Source organism: Pseudomonas putida, assembly GCF_028682455.1.
Taxonomy (GTDB): Bacteria; Pseudomonadota; Gammaproteobacteria; order Pseudomonadales; family Pseudomonadaceae; genus Aquipseudomonas; species Aquipseudomonas putida_AA.
The window spans coordinates 17,125-34,490 of the sequence record NZ_JANHLD010000003.1 but is presented as its reverse complement, the minus strand read 5'-3'; the positions used below and the strand labels follow the sequence as shown (position 1 = coordinate 34,490).

At 60.2% G+C, this 17,366-nt stretch carries 16 protein-coding genes; 4 read left to right on the top strand and 12 right to left on the bottom strand.

What is annotated here, in order from left to right:
- Positions 1-9: 9 nt before the first annotated feature.
- Positions 10-579, bottom strand: coding sequence for a glycerol-3-phosphate 1-O-acyltransferase PlsY (plsY, locus tag NPS58_RS17260; RefSeq protein WP_274116582.1), 570 nt, complete (start codon positions 577-579; stop codon positions 10-12).
- Positions 580-653: 74 nt separating this feature from the next.
- Here plsY and folB point away from each other — a divergent pair, with 74 nt between their 5' ends.
- Positions 654-1,007 (top strand): dihydroneopterin aldolase, encoded by a 354-nt coding sequence (gene folB / locus NPS58_RS17255; protein WP_274116581.1) that lies wholly within the window; start codon positions 654-656, stop codon positions 1,005-1,007.
- Positions 998-1,507 (top strand): 2-amino-4-hydroxy-6-hydroxymethyldihydropteridine diphosphokinase, encoded by a 510-nt coding sequence (gene folK / locus NPS58_RS17250; protein WP_274116580.1) that lies wholly within the window; start codon positions 998-1,000, stop codon positions 1,505-1,507. The genes folB and folK overlap by 10 nt, the downstream gene beginning before the upstream one ends.
- A 53-nt stretch (positions 1,508-1,560) precedes the next feature.
- On the opposite strand, the gene NPS58_RS17245 is transcribed toward folK, so the two are convergent.
- The 11 genes from NPS58_RS17245 to NPS58_RS17195 form a co-directional block, all read right to left on the bottom strand.
- On the bottom strand, positions 1,561-2,778 hold the full coding sequence (locus NPS58_RS17245) for a multifunctional CCA addition/repair protein (protein WP_274116579.1): 1,218 nt from the start codon (positions 2,776-2,778) through the stop codon (positions 1,561-1,563).
- 59 nt (positions 2,779-2,837) lie between these two features.
- On the bottom strand, positions 2,838-4,400 hold the full coding sequence (locus NPS58_RS17240) for a SpoVR family protein (RefSeq protein WP_274116578.1): 1,563 nt from the start codon (positions 4,398-4,400) through the stop codon (positions 2,838-2,840).
- Positions 4,397-5,668 (bottom strand): YeaH/YhbH family protein, encoded by a 1,272-nt coding sequence (locus tag NPS58_RS17235; RefSeq protein WP_274116577.1) that lies wholly within the window; start codon positions 5,666-5,668, stop codon positions 4,397-4,399. Before NPS58_RS17235 ends, NPS58_RS17240 begins: the two co-directional genes overlap by 4 nt.
- A gap of 103 nt (positions 5,669-5,771) precedes the next feature.
- Positions 5,772-7,694, bottom strand: coding sequence for a PrkA family serine protein kinase (locus tag NPS58_RS17230; protein ID WP_010221441.1), 1,923 nt, complete (start codon positions 7,692-7,694; stop codon positions 5,772-5,774).
- Between the two features lie 282 nt (positions 7,695-7,976).
- Complete coding sequence (gene glpE / locus NPS58_RS17225) at positions 7,977-8,306, bottom strand: thiosulfate sulfurtransferase GlpE (RefSeq protein ID WP_274116576.1); 330 nt, start codon at positions 8,304-8,306, stop codon at positions 7,977-7,979.
- A gap of 13 nt (positions 8,307-8,319) precedes the next feature.
- Complete coding sequence (locus tag NPS58_RS17220; protein ID WP_274116575.1) at positions 8,320-9,195, bottom strand: symmetrical bis(5'-nucleosyl)-tetraphosphatase; 876 nt, start codon at positions 9,193-9,195, stop codon at positions 8,320-8,322.
- Positions 9,195-9,575 (bottom strand): Co2+/Mg2+ efflux protein ApaG, encoded by a 381-nt coding sequence (gene apaG / locus NPS58_RS17215; protein WP_274116574.1) that lies wholly within the window; start codon positions 9,573-9,575, stop codon positions 9,195-9,197. The genes NPS58_RS17220 and apaG overlap by 1 nt, the downstream gene beginning before the upstream one ends.
- 102 nt (positions 9,576-9,677) lie before the next feature.
- Entirely contained in the window at positions 9,678-10,484 is an 807-nt protein-coding gene (gene rsmA, locus NPS58_RS17210; protein ID WP_274116573.1) for a 16S rRNA (adenine(1518)-N(6)/adenine(1519)-N(6))-dimethyltransferase RsmA, read from the bottom strand.
- Positions 10,481-11,470 carry a 4-hydroxythreonine-4-phosphate dehydrogenase PdxA gene (gene pdxA / locus NPS58_RS17205; protein WP_274116572.1) on the bottom strand — a complete coding sequence of 330 codons (990 nt, stop codon included), beginning with the start codon at positions 11,468-11,470 and terminating at the stop codon, positions 10,481-10,483. The genes rsmA and pdxA overlap by 4 nt, the downstream gene beginning before the upstream one ends.
- On the bottom strand, positions 11,467-12,783 hold the full coding sequence (locus NPS58_RS17200) for a peptidylprolyl isomerase (RefSeq protein ID WP_274116571.1): 1,317 nt from the start codon (positions 12,781-12,783) through the stop codon (positions 11,467-11,469). The genes pdxA and NPS58_RS17200 overlap by 4 nt, the downstream gene beginning before the upstream one ends.
- Positions 12,764-15,541 (bottom strand): LPS-assembly protein LptD, encoded by a 2,778-nt coding sequence (locus tag NPS58_RS17195; protein ID WP_274116570.1) that lies wholly within the window; start codon positions 15,539-15,541, stop codon positions 12,764-12,766. The genes NPS58_RS17200 and NPS58_RS17195 overlap by 20 nt, the downstream gene beginning before the upstream one ends.
- 130 nt (positions 15,542-15,671) lie before the next feature.
- Here NPS58_RS17195 and NPS58_RS17190 point away from each other — a divergent pair, with 130 nt between their 5' ends.
- Positions 15,672-16,697 carry an aminoglycoside phosphotransferase family protein gene (locus NPS58_RS17190; RefSeq protein WP_274116569.1) on the top strand — a complete coding sequence of 342 codons (1,026 nt, stop codon included), beginning with the start codon at positions 15,672-15,674 and terminating at the stop codon, positions 16,695-16,697.
- Positions 16,694-17,365 carry an N-acetylmuramate alpha-1-phosphate uridylyltransferase MurU gene (gene murU / locus NPS58_RS17185; RefSeq protein ID WP_274116568.1) on the top strand — a complete coding sequence of 224 codons (672 nt, stop codon included), beginning with the start codon at positions 16,694-16,696 and terminating at the stop codon, positions 17,363-17,365. The genes NPS58_RS17190 and murU overlap by 4 nt, the downstream gene beginning before the upstream one ends.
- The last annotated feature ends 1 nt before the right edge of the window (position 17,366 follow it).

Genomic DNA, 17,366 nt, shown 5'->3' with positions numbered 1-17,366 from the left:
GCAGTGGGTTCAGAAATGTCGTTCGCGACCGGCAAAGAGGTCGCGTAGATTGCCGCGATGACGCCAGACGATCAGCACGGTCAGTACGCTGATCGGCAGCAGTGCCTCGGGCTCGCGCCAGGCCAGCAATGGTAGGGTCAGCGGTGTGGCGATCAGCGCCGCCAAAGAGCTGGTGCGGGTCAGGTAGAAGGTCAGCAGCCAGGCGCTGATGGCCAGCAGTGCCGCTGGCGGGTAAAGCCCCAGCAGCATGCCGGCGGCGGTGGCGACACCTTTGCCGCCGCGAAAGCAGAAGTAGATCGGGAACAGGTGGCCGACCACTGCGCACAAGCCGATCCAGGCTTGTTGTTGCAGGTCGAGCCCGGCAACACTGGCGACCAACACGGGCAGAAGGCCCTTGAGCAGGTCGCCAAGCAAGGTCAGGACCGCGAGCTTGCGGCCGGCCAAGCGCAGCATGTTGGTTGCACCGGCATTGCCTGAACCGCTCATGCGTGGGTCCGGGCTGCCATTGAGGCGGCTCAGGACGATGGCAAAGGACAGCGAGCCGAGCAGGTAGGCGAGCAGTGCCAGTAACCAAAACATGCTAACTATTCCGGGCGAGGACGCCCTGATTCTAACGGCGCCAGTCGCCCTTGTCGTGCAGTGGAGAGAAGTGCTTGGACAGAGTGTTCATCGAAGGCCTGGAAGTCGATACCGTTATCGGTGCCTATGACTGGGAGCGCGGTATTCGCCAGTGCCTGCGTCTGGACCTGCGTTTTGCCTGGGACAACCGCCCGGCTGCGGCGGGTGACGACCTGACTCTGGCGCTGGATTACGCCAGTGTGTCTGCGCGTATCCAGGCGTTTGCCGAAGAGGCTCAGTTCCAGTTGGTGGAAACCTTTGCCGAGCGTTTGGCCGCGGTACTGATGAGCGAATTCCAGATTCCCTGGCTTCAGCTGAAGCTGACCAAGCCCGGCGCCGTGTCGGCGGCCACTGGCGTGGGCGTGGAGATCGAGCGCGGATGTCTCTGAACAGGGTTTGCCTTGGCCTTGGCAGTAATGTCGAGCGGGAGCGGCATTTGTGTGCGGGCCTTGATGCACTGGTCGGGTTTCTCCACGACATGCGTTGTTCGGCGGTGTTCGAGAGCCAGGCGGTAGGCATCAAAAGTGGTCCTTTCTTCAATCTGGTGGTCACCGGGCTGACCGACCTGCCGCTGATGGAGCTGGACCGGAGGCTCAAGTTCATCGAGGCGGACAATGGTCGTTATGCGCCAGAACGCAAAGGCCTGCCGCTGGATATCGATGTACTGATGTACAACGATCTGTGTGGCAGCTTTGACGGGTTGGTCTTGCCCCGGGCCGAGATCCTCAAGAATGCCTTTGTGCTATGGCCGTTGTCGCTGATTGCGCCGCAATTGGTGCACTCGGGAGTGGGGAAGACCATGTCCCAGCTGTGGGCCGAGGCCCGGATTGATCAGGTGCTGGCACCGGTTTCGTTCGAGTGGCGTGGACAGCAGTTGACCAATGTTTGAGCGGCCGCGGGGCAAGCCCGCTCCTGTAGGGGCGGGCTTGCCCCGCGATGTTTTTACCCTTTGTAGGTTTTCAGCGCCTTCAGCCGCTCGCCCTTGAGCGCCTCTCCCAGTGCTTGCCCGGTCAGTCCTTGTTGAACCAGCGGTTGCACCTGTACGGCCCGCGCTGCTGCCGCTGCGCCGCGCAGGTATTCGGCCTGTGGATATTCTCGTTGCTCCAGCCCCTTGCGACCGCGTGCGTCCATCTCGCAAGCGCAAATAAATTCTTCGAAGCGTTGAGGTCGACGGTACACATCGAAGCGCTGTAGCAGTTCAAGCAGTGTCGAGGCCTTGAGTTCCAGTGCTCGGTGGCAGTGAGTGTGGAACTCGCCCACCAGCATCGCCAGTTCCTGGCAATCACGCGGCGCCTTGAAGCGCAGGTTCACGGCTTCGATCAGCTTCAAGCCGCGATGCTCATGGGCAATATGCCGTGGCCATTCGGCTTCGGGCGTGGTGCCTTTGCCCAGATCATGCAGCAGGCACGCCCAGCGCACAGTCAGTGGCTGTTGATGCTGGGCGGCTTGTTGAAGGGCTGAGAGGGTATGCAGGCCGCTGTCGATTTCCGGATGGTGGGCTGCAGGTTGCGGTACACCGAACAGCGCATCGACTTCCGGTAGCAGTTCCTTGAGGGCGCCACACTCGCGCAGTACCTGGATGAACACCTGGGGGTGATCTTCCATCAGTGCGCGGGCAATTTCTTTCCAGCTGCGTTCAGCGGTGAGAGCCTGGAGCTCGCCTGACTCGCTGAGCTCGCGCATCAGTTCGATGGTTTCCGGGGCGACGCTGAAGCCCAGGCCGGCATAGCGCGCGGCAAAGCGGGCAACGCGTAGCACGCGTAGCGGATCTTCTGCGAACGCCGGGGATACGTGGCGCAAAATGCGGGATTCAAGATCTTTGAGGCCGTTGTACGGGTCGCTTACGTTGCCGTGCTCATCTTCGGCCATGGCGTTGATGGTCAGGTCGCGGCGGATCAGGTCTTCTTCCAGGGTGACCTCGGGGCTTGCATGGAACGTGAAACCACCATAGCCGCGCCCGCTCTTGCGCTCGGTACGCGCCAGAGCATATTCCTCACCGCTTCTGGGGTGAAGGAACACCGGAAAATCGGACCCTACGGGCCTGTAGCCCAGCGCCTGCATTTGTTCGGCCGTGGCACCGACCACGACCCAGTCGATATCACTGACCGGGCGGCCGAGCAGGCGATCGCGTACGGCGCCCCCGACTTTATAGATCTGCATGAAAAACCTCCGTTGATGCCACAGGATAACCTGTCTGGCAGCAACGGAGGGCAGGGGGACTAGAGGTGCACGACCGCCAGGTCCAGGCGGCCGTATTCAGCTTCGCTGTGCTCGCCCTTGGGCGGAACGTGGTGGGTTTTCATCACCTGGTCGCCCTGGAGGGTTTCCAGATGGATATCGAAGCCCCAGAGACGGTGCAGGTGCTTGAGCACTTCCTCGGTGGAGTCGCCCAGCGGTTTGCGGTCGTGTTGCTGGTGGCGCAGGGTCAGGGAGCGGTCGCCGCGTCGGTCGATACTCCAGATCTGCACGTTGGGCTCGCGGTTCCCCAGGTTGTATTGGGCAGCCAGGGTTTCACGGATGATCCGATAACCGCTTTCGTCATGGATGGCTGGTACCAGCAGATCTTCGCGCTGGTCGTCATCGAGAATGCTGAACAGCTTCAGGTCGCGGATCACGGTGGGTGACAGGTACTGCAGGATGAAGCTTTCGTCCTTGAAGCTGCTCATGGCGAACTTGATGGTCGACAGCCAGTCGCTGCCGGCGATATCGGGGAACCAGCGGCGGTCCTCCTCGGTGGGGTGCTCGCACATGCGGCGGATGTCGCGGTACATGGCAAAGCCCAGGGCATAGGGGTTTATACCGCTGTAGTAGGGGCTGTCGAAGCCGGGTTGGAACACCACGCTGGTGTGCGACTGCAAAAACTCCATCATGAAGCCGTCGGTCACCAGGCCTTCGTCGTACAGGTCATTCATCAAGGTGTAGTGCCAGAACGTGGCCCAGCCTTCGTTCATCACCTGGGTCTGGCGTTGCGGATAGAAGTACTGGGCGATCTTACGCACGATCCGCACGATTTCCCGCTGCCAGGGTTCGAGCAACGGTGCGTGTTTTTCGATGAAGTAGAGGATGTTTTCCTGGGGTTCGGCCGGGAAGCGGGCATTGTCGCGCTCGCTGTTCTTGTCGGCACCCTTGGGGATGGTGCGCCAGAGGTCGTTGATCTGCTTTTGCAGGTGTTCTTCACGCTCCTTCTGCCGGCGTCGTTCCTCTTCGGCGGAAATCGGATAGGGCCGCTTGTAGCGGTCCACGCCGTAGTTCATCAGGGCATGGCAGGAGTCGAGCAGGTCTTCGACCGCGTCGATGCCATGGCGCTCCTCGCACTGGGTGATGTACTGCTTGGCGAATACCAGGTAGTCGATGATCGAGCTGGCATCGGTCCAGGTGCGGAACAGGTAATTGCCCTTGAAGAAGCTGTTGTGCCCATAGCAGGCGTGGGCGACTACCAGGGCCTGCATGCAGATGGTGTTTTCTTCCATCAGGTAGGCGATGCAGGGATCGGAGTTGATCACGATTTCATAGGCGAGGCCCATCTGGCCGCGGCTGTAGGACTTCTCGGTACTGAGGAAGTGCTTGCCGTAGGACCAGTGGTGGTAGCCCAACGGCATGCCGACGGATGCATAGGCGTCCATCATCTGTTCGGCCGTGATCACCTCGATCTGGTTGGGGTAGGTGTCCAGGGCATAGCGCTCGGCCAGGCGGCTGATTTCCCGGTCATAGGCCTGGATCAGTTCGAATGTCCATTCGGACCCGGTGGAAATGGGTTGGCGCTTCTGCTCTCTAGCGGTCATGTCACTAACCTGCGCTGGAAGAGTTCACGGAAGACCGGATAGATATCGCCGGCCGACACCAGCTGCTGCTGGGCGAACGTATCGGCAAAGGCTTCGCCGATGCGTTCGTATTCGAACCACAATGCCTGATGTTCGCGGGGAGTGATCTCCACGTAAGTGTAGTACTGGACGAACGGCATGATTTGCTTGGTAAGGATCTCGCGGCAAATCGGCGAGTCGTCGTTCCAGTTGTCGCCGTCCGAGGCTTGCGCGGCGTAGATGTTCCATTCATTGGCGGGATAGCGTTCTGCCATGATTTCCTGCATCAGCTTCAGGGCACTGGAAACGATGGTGCCGCCGGTTTCCCGGGAGTAGAAAAACTCCTCTTCGTCGACTTCGCGGGCGCTGGTGTGGTGACGGATGAACACCACTTCGATCTTGTCGTAGTTACGCTTGAGGAACAGGTACAACAGGATGAAGAAGCGCTTGGCGATGTCCTTGGTTGCCTGCGTCATGGAGCCAGACACGTCCATCAGGCAGAACATCACCGCTTTGGAGCTGGGGTTGGGTTGCTTGATCAGCAGGTTGTACTTGAGATCGAAGGTATCGAGGAATGGCACCCGGTGGATCCGTGCGCTCAAACGTTCGATTTCTGCTTCTATTTCCTGAATATCGCCGAAGTTGTCTGGTTCTTCGCGCTTCAGGCGCGCCAGTTCTTCCTGGGCTTCGCGCAACTTGGCGCGACTGCTGCCGGACAGGGCGATTCGTCGGGCATGGGCCGAACGCAAGGTGCGGATGATATTGATGCGTGACGGGTTGCCTTCGTTGCTGATACCCGCGCGCACGGTCTTGAAGGTATCGGTACCGGCCAGGTGACGCTTGACCAGGTTGGGCAGTTCGAGGTCTTCGAACATGAACTCGAGAAACTCTTCCTGGGTGATCTGGAAGACGAACTCGTCCATGCCTTCGCCAGAGTTCCCCGCCTTGCCGCGGCCACCCCCTCCGCCACCGCCTTGTGGCCGGGCGATATGTTCGCCGGCGGTAAATTCCTTGTTGCCCGGGTGCACGACTGTCTGCTTGCCGCCTCGGCCGTGGTGCAGCACCGGCTCGTCGATATCGCGACCGGGTATGCTGATCTGCTCGCCATGTTCCATATCGGTAATGGAACGGCGACTTACGGCCTCCTCGACGGCTTTCTTGATGTGGTCACGGTAACGCCGCAAAAAGCGCTGGCGGTTGACCGTGCTCTTGTTCTTGCCGTTCAGGCGTCGGTCGATCACATAGCTCATAGGCCCCTCCGGGAGCTGAAGACTCAAGCTTCAAGCCGCAAGCCCTGCCAGGTAGACAGCGGGTACCTGGGATAGCGCTTGCGGCTTGCCACTTACAGCTCGGTCACTGCGATTTTCTGACGCGCAGGTACCATTCCGAGAGCAGCCGAACTTGTTTGTCTGTGTAACCGCGTTCCACCATCCGAGTGACGAAGTCGTTGTGTTTCTGTTGATCTTCTTTGCTGGCCTTGGCGTTGAAGCTGATGACTGGCAGCAGGTCTTCGGTGTTGGAGAACATTTTCTTCTCGATCACCACCCGCAGCTTTTCGTAGCTCAGCCAGGTCGGGTTCTTGCCATTGTTGTTGGCCCGGGCGCGCAAGACGAAGTTGACGATCTCGTTGCGGAAATCCTTCGGATTGCTGATGCCTGCCGGTTTCTCGATTTTCTCCAGTTCCTCGTTGAGGGCGATACGGTTGAGGATTTCCCCGGTTTCCGGATCGCGGTATTCCTGGTCCTGGATCCAGAAGTCGGCGTACAGCACGTAACGGTCGAAGATGTTCTGGCCGTATTCGCTGTAGGACTCCAGGTAGGCCGTCTGGATTTCCTTGCCGATGAACTCGATGTAGCGCGGTGCCAGATACTCCTTGAGGTAACGCAGGTAGCGCTCACGCACCTCTGCCGGGAACTGTTCCTGTTCGATCTGTTGCTCCAGCACATAAAGCAGGTGTACCGGGTTGGCAGCAATTTCGTGTGGGTCGAAGTTGAACACCTTGGACAGGATCTTGAACGCGAAGCGGGTCGAAAGGCCGTTCATCCCTTCATCGACACCGGCCGCGTCGCGGTACTCCTGGATCGACTTGGCCTTTGGATCGGTGTCCTTGAGGTTCTCACCGTCATAGACGCGCATCTTCGAGTAGATGTTCGAGTTTTCAGGTTCTTTCAACCGTGACAGCACGGTGAACTGGGCGAGCATCTTCAGGGTGTCAGGTGCGCAATGGGCCTTGGCCAGCGAGCTGTTGAACAACAGTTTGTCGTAAATCTTGATCTCGTCGCTGACTCGCAGGCAGTAAGGCACCTTGACGATGTAGATACGGTCGATGAACGCCTCGTTGTTCTTGTTGTTGCGGAAGCTGTGCCATTCCGACTCGTTGGAGTGAGCCAGCAAGATCCCGGAATAGGGGATGGCACCGAGGCCTTCGGTACTGTTGTAGTTGCCTTCCTGGGTGGCGGTCAGCAGGGGGTGCAGGACCTTGATGGGAGCCTTGAACATCTCGACGAATTCCATCAGGCCCTGGTTGGCCCGGCACAGCGCGCCCGAGTAACTGTAGGCGTCGGCGTCGTTCTGTGGGTATTCCTCGAGCTTGCGGATATCGACTTTACCGACCAAGGCCGAGATATCCTGGTTGTTCTCGTCACCTGGTTCGGTCTTGGCCACGGCGATCTGGTTGAGGATCGACGGGTAAAGCTTGACCACCTTGAACTGGCTGATATCGCCCCCGAACTCGGCCAGGCGTTTGGTCGCCCAAGGCGACATGATGGTGTTGAGGTAGCGACGCGGGATGCCGAAGTCTTCTTCGAGAATGGCGCCGTCCTCGGCGGCATTGAACAGCCCCAATGGCGATTCGAAGACCGGCGAGCCCTTGATGGCATAGAAGGGCACTTTCTCCATGAGTTGCTTGAGTTTTTCGGCCAGGGAGGACTTGCCGCCACCCACCGGACCCAGGAGATAGAGAATCTGTTTCTTCTCCTCCAGCCCTTGTGCGGCATGGCGGAAGTAAGAAACGATCTGGTCGATGCATTCCTCCATGCCGTGGAAGTCTTCGAATGCCGGGTAGCGGCGGATCACCTTGTTGGAGAAGATCCGCGACAGCCTGGAGTTGTTTGAGGTGTCGACCAGCTCTGGCTCGCCGATAGCCATCAACAGGCGTTCGGCCGCCGAGGCATAAGCGCTGCGATCACTCTTGCAGAGCTCAAGGTACTCCTGCAGCGAAAGTTCTTCCTGACGGGTGGACTCGAAACGTTGTTGGAAGTGGCTAAAAATACTCATGACGTCACCTCGCTCGATACGTGGAGCCGACGCCGGATCAGTCAGCTGATGCTGGCATGCAATCGGGATTACCGATTGCTGTATACCCCCCAGAACACCTGTAAATTCGCTACCGATGACCCGCACGCCGGTGTACCGGCTCTCCCCTTTTTGGATGGCCTGGGCTTAAGGATAGTTCGTTCTCGGGGAGGTCAAGGGCGGTTGGATGAATTGTTGGTGGCGACCGTTCGTCAGGTCAGGCGCGAGCCCGCGCAGGACGCGGGCTGCAGGAAATGAAAAAAATTATTCGGCAGCGCCTTGAGCGGTTTCCGAGGGGTAGGTGCCACGCCACAGCTCGAAGCCACCATCCAGACTGTAGACGTCGGAAAAGCCTTGGCTCACCAGGTAGGCAGCGGCACTCTGGCTGGAGTTGCCGTGGTAGCAGACTACGACGGTCGGGGCGTCGAGGTCTGCGCCACGAATGAAGTCGGCGACCGAGTGGTTGTCCAGGTGTCTGGAGCCAGCGATGTGCAAGGCGGCGTAGGTTTGCGGGTCGCGAATATCGACCACGACCGCACCTTGCTCGCGCAGGGCCTGGGCCTGCTCGGGAGGGATGCGTTTGAATTCGCTCATGGGTGGGGTTCCTTCAGGACTGGTCGTTCATTCTAGCCTGTTGTGCCGGCGCTGGCTGTGGGCGAGGCTTGCCTTCGTCGGTGCAGTCGCAGCGGTGGAATTCGCCGCTGTCGACGTTGTACAGGGTCATGGCCCCGCCCCAGACGCAACCGGTATCCAGGGCGATGACCCCGGGTTCCTTGCAGCGACCTTCGAGTGCTGCCCAGTGGCCGAAGATGATCTTCACGTGGCGTGAGCGGCGTCCCTTGTGGGCGAACCAGGGCTTGTAGCCTGGCGGTGCGGTATCGGCGCCTTCCTTGCCCTTGAGGTCGAGCTTGCCTTCGCTGGTGCAAAAGCGCATGCGTGTGAAGTAATTGGTGATCACTCGTAGGCGGGTCACGCCGCTGAGGTCTTTGCTCCATTTGTTCGGCTCATTGCCGTACATGCCATCTAGGTAGAGCTTGAGGCGATTGTCGTCGCGCAATACTTCTTCGACTTCGCCGGCAAGCTCGAGGGCTTTGCCCAATGTCCACTGGGGAGGAATGCCGGCATGCACCAGCGCGACACTCCGTTGCTCGTCGTAATGCAAAAGCTTTTGTCGACGGAGCCAGTCGAGCAGGTCGCCCGCGTCGGGTGCCTCGAGAATCTCGCGCAGGGTGTCGTGCTTTTTCAGGCGCTCGATGTTGTGCCATGCCGCCAGCAGGTGCAGGTCATGGTTGCCCAGCACGCAAGTCAGCGATTCGCGGATGGAATAAAGGAAGCGCAGGGTTTCCAGCGATTCCGGGCCGCGGTTGACCAGGTCGCCCACCAGCCACAGGCGATCTACGGCCGGGTTGAAGTTGACGCGTTCGAGCAGGCACTTGAGAGGTTGCAGGCAACCTTGCAGGTCGCCGACTGCGTACACAGCCATCAGTGCAGGGCTCCTGGAACCGCCAGGCGAAAGGGGGCAATGATGGCATCGAAGTGCTTACCGTCTTCGGTGAGCATCTGATAGGTGCCCTGCATGGTGCCGACCTTGGTGCTGATGACAGCGCCGCTGCTGTAGGTATGGCTCTTGCCAGGCTCGATCAGCGGTTGCTGGCCGATCACACCGGCACCGCGGACTTCTTCGACCTGGCCGTCGCCGTTGGTGATCAGCCAGTGGCGGGACATCAGCTTGGCGGGCACTGTGCCGTTGTTCTCTACGGTAATGGTGTAGGCAAAGGCAAAACGGTCGTTTTCGGGGTCGGATTGTTCTTTGAGAAAGCGGGTCACGACGCTGACGTCGATCTGGTAGCGAGGATCAGACATGCAAGGGGCCTTGAAAGCAGACGCGGATACGGCAATTGCACCAGTCTAGGCCATTGGCGGGGTTGCCGGCCAGTCATGCAGCATGACTGGCCGAGTACGGCTTTAGTGGCTGGCTTGTTGTTCGGCCAGCTTGTCGGCCAGGCGAACAAAGGCCGCCAGGTCCAGCTGTTCAGGGCGCAGGCTGCCATCGACGCCAGCGGCCTCGATAGCGTCGCTGCCGAGCAGCGCCTTGAGTGTATTGCGCAAGGTCTTGCGGCGCTGGTTGAAGGCTTCGCGGACAATGCGCTCCAGCAGGCGATGATCCTTGGCTGGGTGGGGCAGGGTTTCGTGGGGCGTCAAGCGTACGATGGCCGAATCAACCTTCGGTGGCGGGTTGAACGCGCCTGGGCCGACATTGAACAGGTGCTCTACCCGGCAGTGGTACTGGACCATGATCGATAGGCGGCCCCAGTCACCACCGCCGGGACCTGCAGCCAGACGCTCGACCACTTCCTTTTGCAGCATGAAATGCATGTCGCGGATCAGCTCGGCATTGCTGAGCAGGTGGAAGATCAGCGGGGTGGAGATGTTGTAGGGCAGGTTGCCGACCACGCGCAGGCTGTTGGGTGCAGCACCGAGGCTGGTGAAATCGAATTTCAGGGCATCGCCCTGATGCAGGCGGAAGTTGTCACGACCGGCGAACTGCTGGTTCAGGATCGGTACCAGGTCCTTGTCCAGCTCGACTACGTCAAGCTGTGCGCCGCTGCCCAGCAGCCCTTCGGTCAGGGCGCCCTGGCCTGGGCCGATTTCCAGCATGCGGTCGGTAGGCTTGGCGTGGATCGAGCGCAGGATACGGTCGATGACGCCGGCGTCGTGCAGGAAGTTCTGGCCGAAGCGCTTGCGCGCCCGGTGTTGGTATTGCTCACTCATAGTCGGGTCTCGGCCATCTGGTAGGCGGTTTCCAGCGCGACCTGCAGGCTGCCGGTGTCGATCCGGCCGCTGCCGGCCAGGTCCAGGGCGGTTCCATGATCGACCGAGGTGCGGATGATCGGCAGGCCCAGGGTCACGTTCACTGCAGCGCCAAAGCCCTTGTACTTGAGTACGGGCAGGCCCTGGTCGTGGTACATCGCCAGCACTGCATCGCAGTGCTCCAGATATTTGGGGGTAAACAGGGTATCGGCAGGCAACGGGCCGCGAAGGTCCATGCCTTCGCTACGCAGGCGTGCCAATGTGGGTTCGATGGTGTCGATTTCTTCATGGCCCAGGTGGCCACCTTCACCTGCGTGCGGGTTGAGGCCGCAGACCAGGATGCGCGGGCTGGCGATGCCGAATTTCTGTTGCAGGTCGGCATGCAGGATGCGCGTGACGCGCTCCAGGCGCTCCGGGGTAATGGCATCGGCCACATCGCGCAGGGGCAGGTGAGTGGTCACCAGGGCTACGCGCAGGCCTCGGGTGGCCAGCATCATGACGACTTGCGCAGTGCTGGTCAGATCGGCCAGGAATTCGGTATGACCGGAAAAGGCGATACCGCTCTCGTTGATCACCCCTTTGTGCACGGGGGCAGTAATCATTCCGGCAAAGTGCCCATCCAGGCATCCTTGGCCGGCGCGGGTCAGGGTCTGCAGCACGAATGCGGCGTTGGCCTTGTCGAGCTGGCCGGCGACCACCGGGTTCTGCAGCGGTGTGTCCCAGACATACAAGCTCCCTGCGGGGGCTGGCAAGTCTGGAAAGGCATCAGGGCTCACCGGCAGCAACGTGACGGCCACACCCAGTTGCGTGGCCCGCTCGGCAAGCAGGTCACGGCTGGTGATGGCAATCAGGGGGTGAGGCTGGGCTTGCGCGGCGAGCAGCAGGCACAGGTCGGGACCTATGCCGGCTGGTTCGCCGGGTGTGATGGCGAAGCGTTGAGGTTTCACTGGGAGGCCTGATTGGCGCCAGGAAGCTTGATTTCGACGTAGGCTTCATCGCGGATCTGGCGCAGCCAGGTCTGCAGCTCTTCGTCGTACTTACGGTTGCGCAGTACGTTCATTGCTTGCTGCTCACGAGCCTGTTCGGTGCTGTCGGTAGCGCGACGGCCGAGGACTTCCAGGACGTGCCAGCCGTATTGGGTCTGGAATGGCTTGGTCACTTCACCTTGCGGTGCATTGGCCATTTGCTCGCGGAACTCGGGCACCAGTGCGTTCGGGTCGACCCAGTTGAGGTCGCCGCCATTGAGGGCAGAGCCCGGATCTTCCGAGAAGCTCTTGGCCAGCTCGCCGAAATCTTCACCGGACTTGATCCGGTCATAGAGTCTCTCGGCCAGTTGCTTGGTCGCTGCTTCACTGCGGATTTCGCTTGGCTTGATCAGGATGTGGCGCACGTGGACTTCGTCACGCACCATGGTCTGGCCGCCGCGCTTCTCTTGCAACTTGAGAATGATGAAGCCACCCGGGGTGCGGATTGGCTCGGTGACGTCACCCACCGACATGGTGCTGAGCAGGCGATCGAACGGTGGTGGCAGCTGTGCTGCTTTACGCCAGCCCATTTCGCCACCTTCCAGGGCCGTCTCGCTGGCTGAACGGGCAATGGCCAGTTGAGCGAAATCGGCGCCTTGCTTGAGTTGCTGGTACACCTCGCCCGCCTGTTTGGCGGCGGCCTGGATCGCGGCCGAGTCGGCGCGTTCCGGGGTCGGGATGAGGATGTTGGCCAGGCGGAACTCTTCGGACAGCTGCATTTTGCCCAGGTCCGAGGCGAGGAAGTTCTTCACTTCCTGCTCCGATACCTGGATGCGCTCGGCCACCCGGCGCTGACGCACGCGGCTGATGATCATCTCGCGACGAACCTGCTCGCGTGCATCATCAAAGGACAGGCCGTCGCGGGCCAGGGCCGCACGGAACTGCTCCAGGCTCATGCCGTTGCGCTGGGCAATGGTACCGATCGCCTGGTTGAGCTCTTCGTCGGTGATGCGGATGCCGGAGCGTTCGCCGATCTGCAGTTGCAGGTTTTCGACGATCAGGCGCTCGAGCACCTGCTGGTCCAGCACGCCGGGAGGTGGCGCAGCGCCACCGCGCTTGGCGATGGTTTGCTCGACCTCGTGTACGCGCTGGTCGAGCTGGCTTTTCATGACCACGTCGTTATCGACAATGGCCACGACGCTATCCAGGGGCTGAACGGCGGCATGCGCCGCGCCGCTCAGCAATACAGCGCCCAGCAACAGCGGGCGCAGACAATCAGTAAGCTTGGTCTTCACGTGTACGATAACCTTGAATGCCCTGGTCGAGGAAAGACTCGACCTTGTTGCCCACTACGCCGCCGAGGCCTTTCAGCACAATCTGCAGGAAGACGCCGTGGTCGCCTTTTTCGTTTTGCGGTGCATCCTGGCTGAATTCGTCGTAATCAACCCAGTAGCGGTTGATCAGGCGCAGCTTCCAGCAGCAGTTGTCGTACTCGAAGCCACCGAAGGCTTCCAGGGTGCGATTGCGGTTGTAGTCGTGCTGCCAGCGGGCAATCGCGGTCCACTGCGGAACGATCGGCCACATGACTGAGAAGTCATGCTGCTGGATTTTGTAGTAGTCCTTGACGTAATTCGGATCACCAGGGCTGCCATAGTCACCACCGCCAACGGACCATTTACCGGTGGTGTTGTCGTAGCGAACCATGTCGTTGCGATAGCGATAGCCGAGGTTGACCACTTTGTTCACGTTGTCTTCAGGCTGATAGTGGAACATCGCGCTGCCCGAGCGAGTGCTGCGGCTGTCCGGATCCCAGTTGAAGTCGGAATTGAGGCGCCAGTCGCGGTTGAAGCGATACTCGTATTCCAGCGCATAAGGGGAGACGTCAGACTTGGCGTCGTCTCGGGTGCGATAGTCGATGCTTGGCAACTGGACCTTTCGATCCCGGAAGTACAGGGCTTGACCTACGCTCAAGCGTTGTCGCTGGAAGCCGTTTTCTTCGATCCAGCGGTTGGTTATGCCCAGCGACAGCTTGTTTTCGTCGCCGATGCGGTCTGAGCCGGAGAAGCGATTGTCGCGAAACAGCGACGAATAGCTGAAGGTGCTTTCTCCGGTGTCAAAGACCGGGATGTCCGTCTGGTCTTCATAAGGCACGTTCAAGTAGTAAAGACGAGGCTCCAGCGTCTGCCGATAGTTTTTACCGAACCACTGGGTGTTCCGGTCAAAATACAAGCCGCTGTCCACACTGAATATTGGAACGTTGCGGTTTTGCGAGCTATTGAAGGTTTCGTCCGCAAGGAGTGTGTCTTTGCCCTTCTGGTCCAAGTCCAGGTTGTAGTTGGTATAAACGTATTTGATCGATGGTTTGAGGAAACCATATGTCCACTCTAGTGGCAGGCTCACTTCAGGCGCCAGATTGGTACGGTCGCCAGTGGAGCGAGCTAAGCCGCTAACGTTTTGGTCAAGCCAGGGCGAGCTTACGCCGTCCTGGTCGACGAAATCACCGGTACGCAGGTCCCGGTCAAATCGGACAAATTCGGTGTTGTAGGAGAAATCCAGACCACCTGGGCTGTATGGCAATTTCCCATTGAAAGTGACCTGTGGCAATTGGTCATACGGGGTGATTTGGGAAATCGTTGCGAGCTTGTAAGCGTGCACGTTCAGCCGGGCAGTATAGCTGTCACCACGATAGGTCAGCGCGCCTTGTTGATTGATGTAGTCACGGCTTTCAACGCCGATCTGATCCGATTCCAAGTCCTGGAAATAGTATGGATCGCTGATATCGGTGTAGTCGACCTCAGTCATCAGGCGCGAATCCAGACCGCCCTTGTGCTGCCAGTTGACCATCCAGCGTTTTTCTTCGTAGTCGGACTGCAGCTTGCGCTCGTCTTCCTTGTCATTCAGGTACGCACCGCCGAACTGCCCTTCGCTGGACTCGGTCAGGTAGCGGAACTCGCCTTCCATCAACAGGCCGCGCTTGGCCATGTAGCGTGGATACAAGGTGGCGTCGTAGTTGGGCGCCAGGTTGAAGTAGTACGGGGTTACCAGCGTGAAGCCGGTATCGCTGCTGGTGCTGAACGACGGCGGCAGGAAGCCGGACTGGCGACGGTCGTCGATCGGGAAGTAGATGTACGGTGTGTAGAACACCGGGAAATCCTTGACCCGCAGGGTGACGTTGGTCGCGGTACCGAAGCCGGTGGCCGGGTTCAGGGTGATGTTGTTGCCCTTGAGCTGCCAGGCGTTGCTGTTCGGCTCACAGGTGGTGTAGGTGCCATCCTTGAGGCGGATGATGGCGTTCTCGGCCCGCTTGGCGTACAGCGCGTTGCCGCGGATGCGCGACTTGTGCATCACGTATTCGGCGTTGTCGACCTTGGCCTCGCCAGTGTCGAGCTGGATGTCGGCGTGATCGCCCACGACCAGCGAACCGTTGTCGCGGATCTTGACGTTGCCGCTGAGCTCACCGCGGTTCTCGGCCTGGTACAGGTTGGCCTCGTCAGCCTCTACCTGCATGCTGCCCTGACGCATGACCACGTCACCGGCAAGGGTGGCGATCTGCTGCTCTTGCTGGTAGCGCGAAACCTTGGCGCCGATGAAGGTCGGTGCTTCGTCCTTCGGCGTGGTGTCAGTCATGCCGGGACGGGTTGGCTCGATGTAGGCGCCCGCGCAGTATGGCCCGGTTTCGGCGAGCTGGGCGGGGGTGAGCTGATCGCGAGGGACCCAGTCCAGGTGGCTGTAGTCGGTGCTGCGGGTTTTCAGGCCACGGCCTTTGCTCTCGGTGACGAGCATGGGGCCTTTGCCGGCGTCTTCGACGGCTTCGCCAGATGTTTCGGACGTTTCGCCAGTCGAGCTGACAGCCGCACCAGCATGTACCGGGCGAGGAGGCAGGGCGGCAGCGTTGGTCTTGGGCTTGCAGTCCCAGCCTCCGGCAGCGGACACTTGGCAGTCGAATTGCTCTGCGGCGACCACGAATGAGGTGGTCAGAGGTTGCAGTGCCAGCAGACCGCCGGTGACCAGCAACGGGAATTTTTTACGAAACGCGGGGGATTTCAATGCCATCTTATTAGTCCGGGCTTCCTGCGTGCCATCTGCCCGCGTGTGGGGCCGCACGCCTCTCGATGGTCTGAAAAAGATGCTGGATAATAAAGCATGACCCGCTTGACGGCTAGGGCCGTCGGAGACCCTTGTAATGCCCGATCACGATGTACGCCTGCAACAACTTGAAGCCTGGCTTGCCGAACAACTGGCAAATCTGTTCCAACAACAGGGCTGGGGCGCTGTTCCGACAGGTAGCCTTACGGCCGCCAGCAGTGACGCAAGCTTCCGCCGTTATTTTCGCTGGCAGGCCGAAGGCCGCAGCTTTGTGGTCATGGATGCACCGCCGCCGCAGGAAAACTGCCGGCCTTTCGTCGATATCGCCCATCTGCTGGCCAGCGCGCAAGTCAATGTACCGGTGATTCATGCCCAGGACCTGGAGCGTGGCTTTCTGTTGCTCAGCGATCTGGGAACACAGACTTACCTGGACGTGATCGACGGTGAAAATGCCGATGGTCTGTTCGATGATGCCATCGAGGCGTTGCTGGCCTTCCAGCAACTGCCCATGGAGGCACCCCTGCCCAGCTACGACGTGGCATTGCTGCGCCGCGAACTCGAGCTGTTCCCCGAGTGGTATGTGGGCCGCGAACTGGGGCTGGGCTTCACCGACACGCAACTGGCTGCCTGGCAGCGCATCAGCACCCTGCTGATCGACAGCGCCCTGGCCCAGCCCAAGGTGCTGGTGCACCGCGACTATATGCCTCGCAACCTGATGCAGAGCCAGCCCAACCCTGGCGTGCTGGACTTTCAGGATGCGGTCTATGGGCCGGTCACCTACGACATCACCTGTTTGTTCAAGGATGCCTTCCTGAGCTGGCCGCAAGCCCGGGTAGAAGGTTGGTTGAAGGACTATTGGCAGCGTGCGCAGGCCAAGGGGGTTCCGGTCCAGCCCGACTTCGAGGATTTCTGGCGCGCCAGCGACCTGATGGGCGTACAGCGTCACCTCAAGGTCATCGGCATCTTCGCCCGCATCTGCCACCGCGATGGCAAGCCTCGCTACCTGACCGACGTGCCGCGTTTCTTTGCCTATATAGATGAAGTGATCGCCCGTCGTCCGGAGCTGGCCGAGCTGGATGAACTGATCGAAAGCCTGCAGGCCAGTGCTGGAGCGCGTCCATGAAGGCGATGATCCTGGCGGCGGGTAAAGGCGAGCGGATGCGTCCGCTCACCCTCCACACGCCCAAGCCGCTGTTACCGGTGGCCGGCGTACCGTTGATCGAGTACCACCTGCGGGCCCTGGTGGCGGCAGGTTTCAAGGAAGTGGTCATCAACCACGCCTGGCTGGGCGAGCAGATCGAAGCACACTTGGGTAATGGTGCTGGATGGGGGCTGAACATCAGCTATTCCGGCGAAGGTGAGCCACTGGAAACCGGTGGCGGCATTTTCAAGGCCTTGCCGTTGCTCGGCAGCGAGCCCTTTGTGTTGGTCAATGGTGACGTCTGGACCGACTACGACTTCACCCGCTTGCCACACAAGCCCGAGGGGCTTGCCCACCTGGTGCTGGTCGACAACCCGGGGCACCACGGCAAAGGTGATTTTTGCCTGCAGAAGGGCCGGGTAAGCGACGCCGTGGAGGGGGAGGCCACCCTGACCTACAGTGGCATCGCGATCATCGATCCCCGTTTGTTCGACGGTTGTACCGCCGGCGCCTTCAAACTGGCGCCACTGTTACGCCAGGCCATGGCAGCCGGTCAGGTGACGGGTGAGCATTACAGCGGGCTCTGGGTGGACGTCGGCACGCAGGAGCGCCTGGCGCAAGTCGAACAGCTGATCACCGGGCGTCGCTGAC

Bases quoted from the DNA above. Each gene is read 5' to 3' on its own strand.
- plsY (WP_274116582.1), bottom strand. From the start codon at position 579: ATGTTTTGGTTACTGGCACTGCTCGCCTACCTGCTCGGCTCGCTGTCC.
- NPS58_RS17245 (WP_274116579.1), bottom strand. From the start codon at position 2,778: ATGCAGATCTATAAAGTCGGGGGCGCCGTACGCGATCGCCTGCTCGGC.
- NPS58_RS17230 (WP_010221441.1), bottom strand. From the start codon at position 7,694: ATGAGTATTTTTAGCCACTTCCAACAACGTTTCGAGTCCACCCGTCAG.
- NPS58_RS17240 (WP_274116578.1), bottom strand. From the start codon at position 4,400: ATGACCGCTAGAGAGCAGAAGCGCCAACCCATTTCCACCGGGTCCGAA.
- NPS58_RS17190 (WP_274116569.1), top strand. From the start codon at position 15,672: ATGCCCGATCACGATGTACGCCTGCAACAACTTGAAGCCTGGCTTGCC.
- murU (WP_274116568.1), top strand. From the start codon at position 16,694: ATGAAGGCGATGATCCTGGCGGCGGGTAAAGGCGAGCGGATGCGTCCG.
- rsmA (WP_274116573.1), bottom strand. From the start codon at position 10,484: ATGAGTGAGCAATACCAACACCGGGCGCGCAAGCGCTTCGGCCAGAAC.
- apaG (WP_274116574.1), bottom strand. From the start codon at position 9,575: ATGTCTGATCCTCGCTACCAGATCGACGTCAGCGTCGTGACCCGCTTT.
- NPS58_RS17220 (WP_274116575.1), bottom strand. From the start codon at position 9,195: ATGGCTGTGTACGCAGTCGGCGACCTGCAAGGTTGCCTGCAACCTCTC.
- NPS58_RS17195 (WP_274116570.1), bottom strand. From the start codon at position 15,541: ATGGCATTGAAATCCCCCGCGTTTCGTAAAAAATTCCCGTTGCTGGTC.
- glpE (WP_274116576.1), bottom strand. From the start codon at position 8,306: ATGAGCGAATTCAAACGCATCCCTCCCGAGCAGGCCCAGGCCCTGCGC.
- NPS58_RS17235 (WP_274116577.1), bottom strand. From the start codon at position 5,668: ATGAGCTATGTGATCGACCGACGCCTGAACGGCAAGAACAAGAGCACG.
- folK (WP_274116580.1), top strand. From the start codon at position 998: ATGTCTCTGAACAGGGTTTGCCTTGGCCTTGGCAGTAATGTCGAGCGG.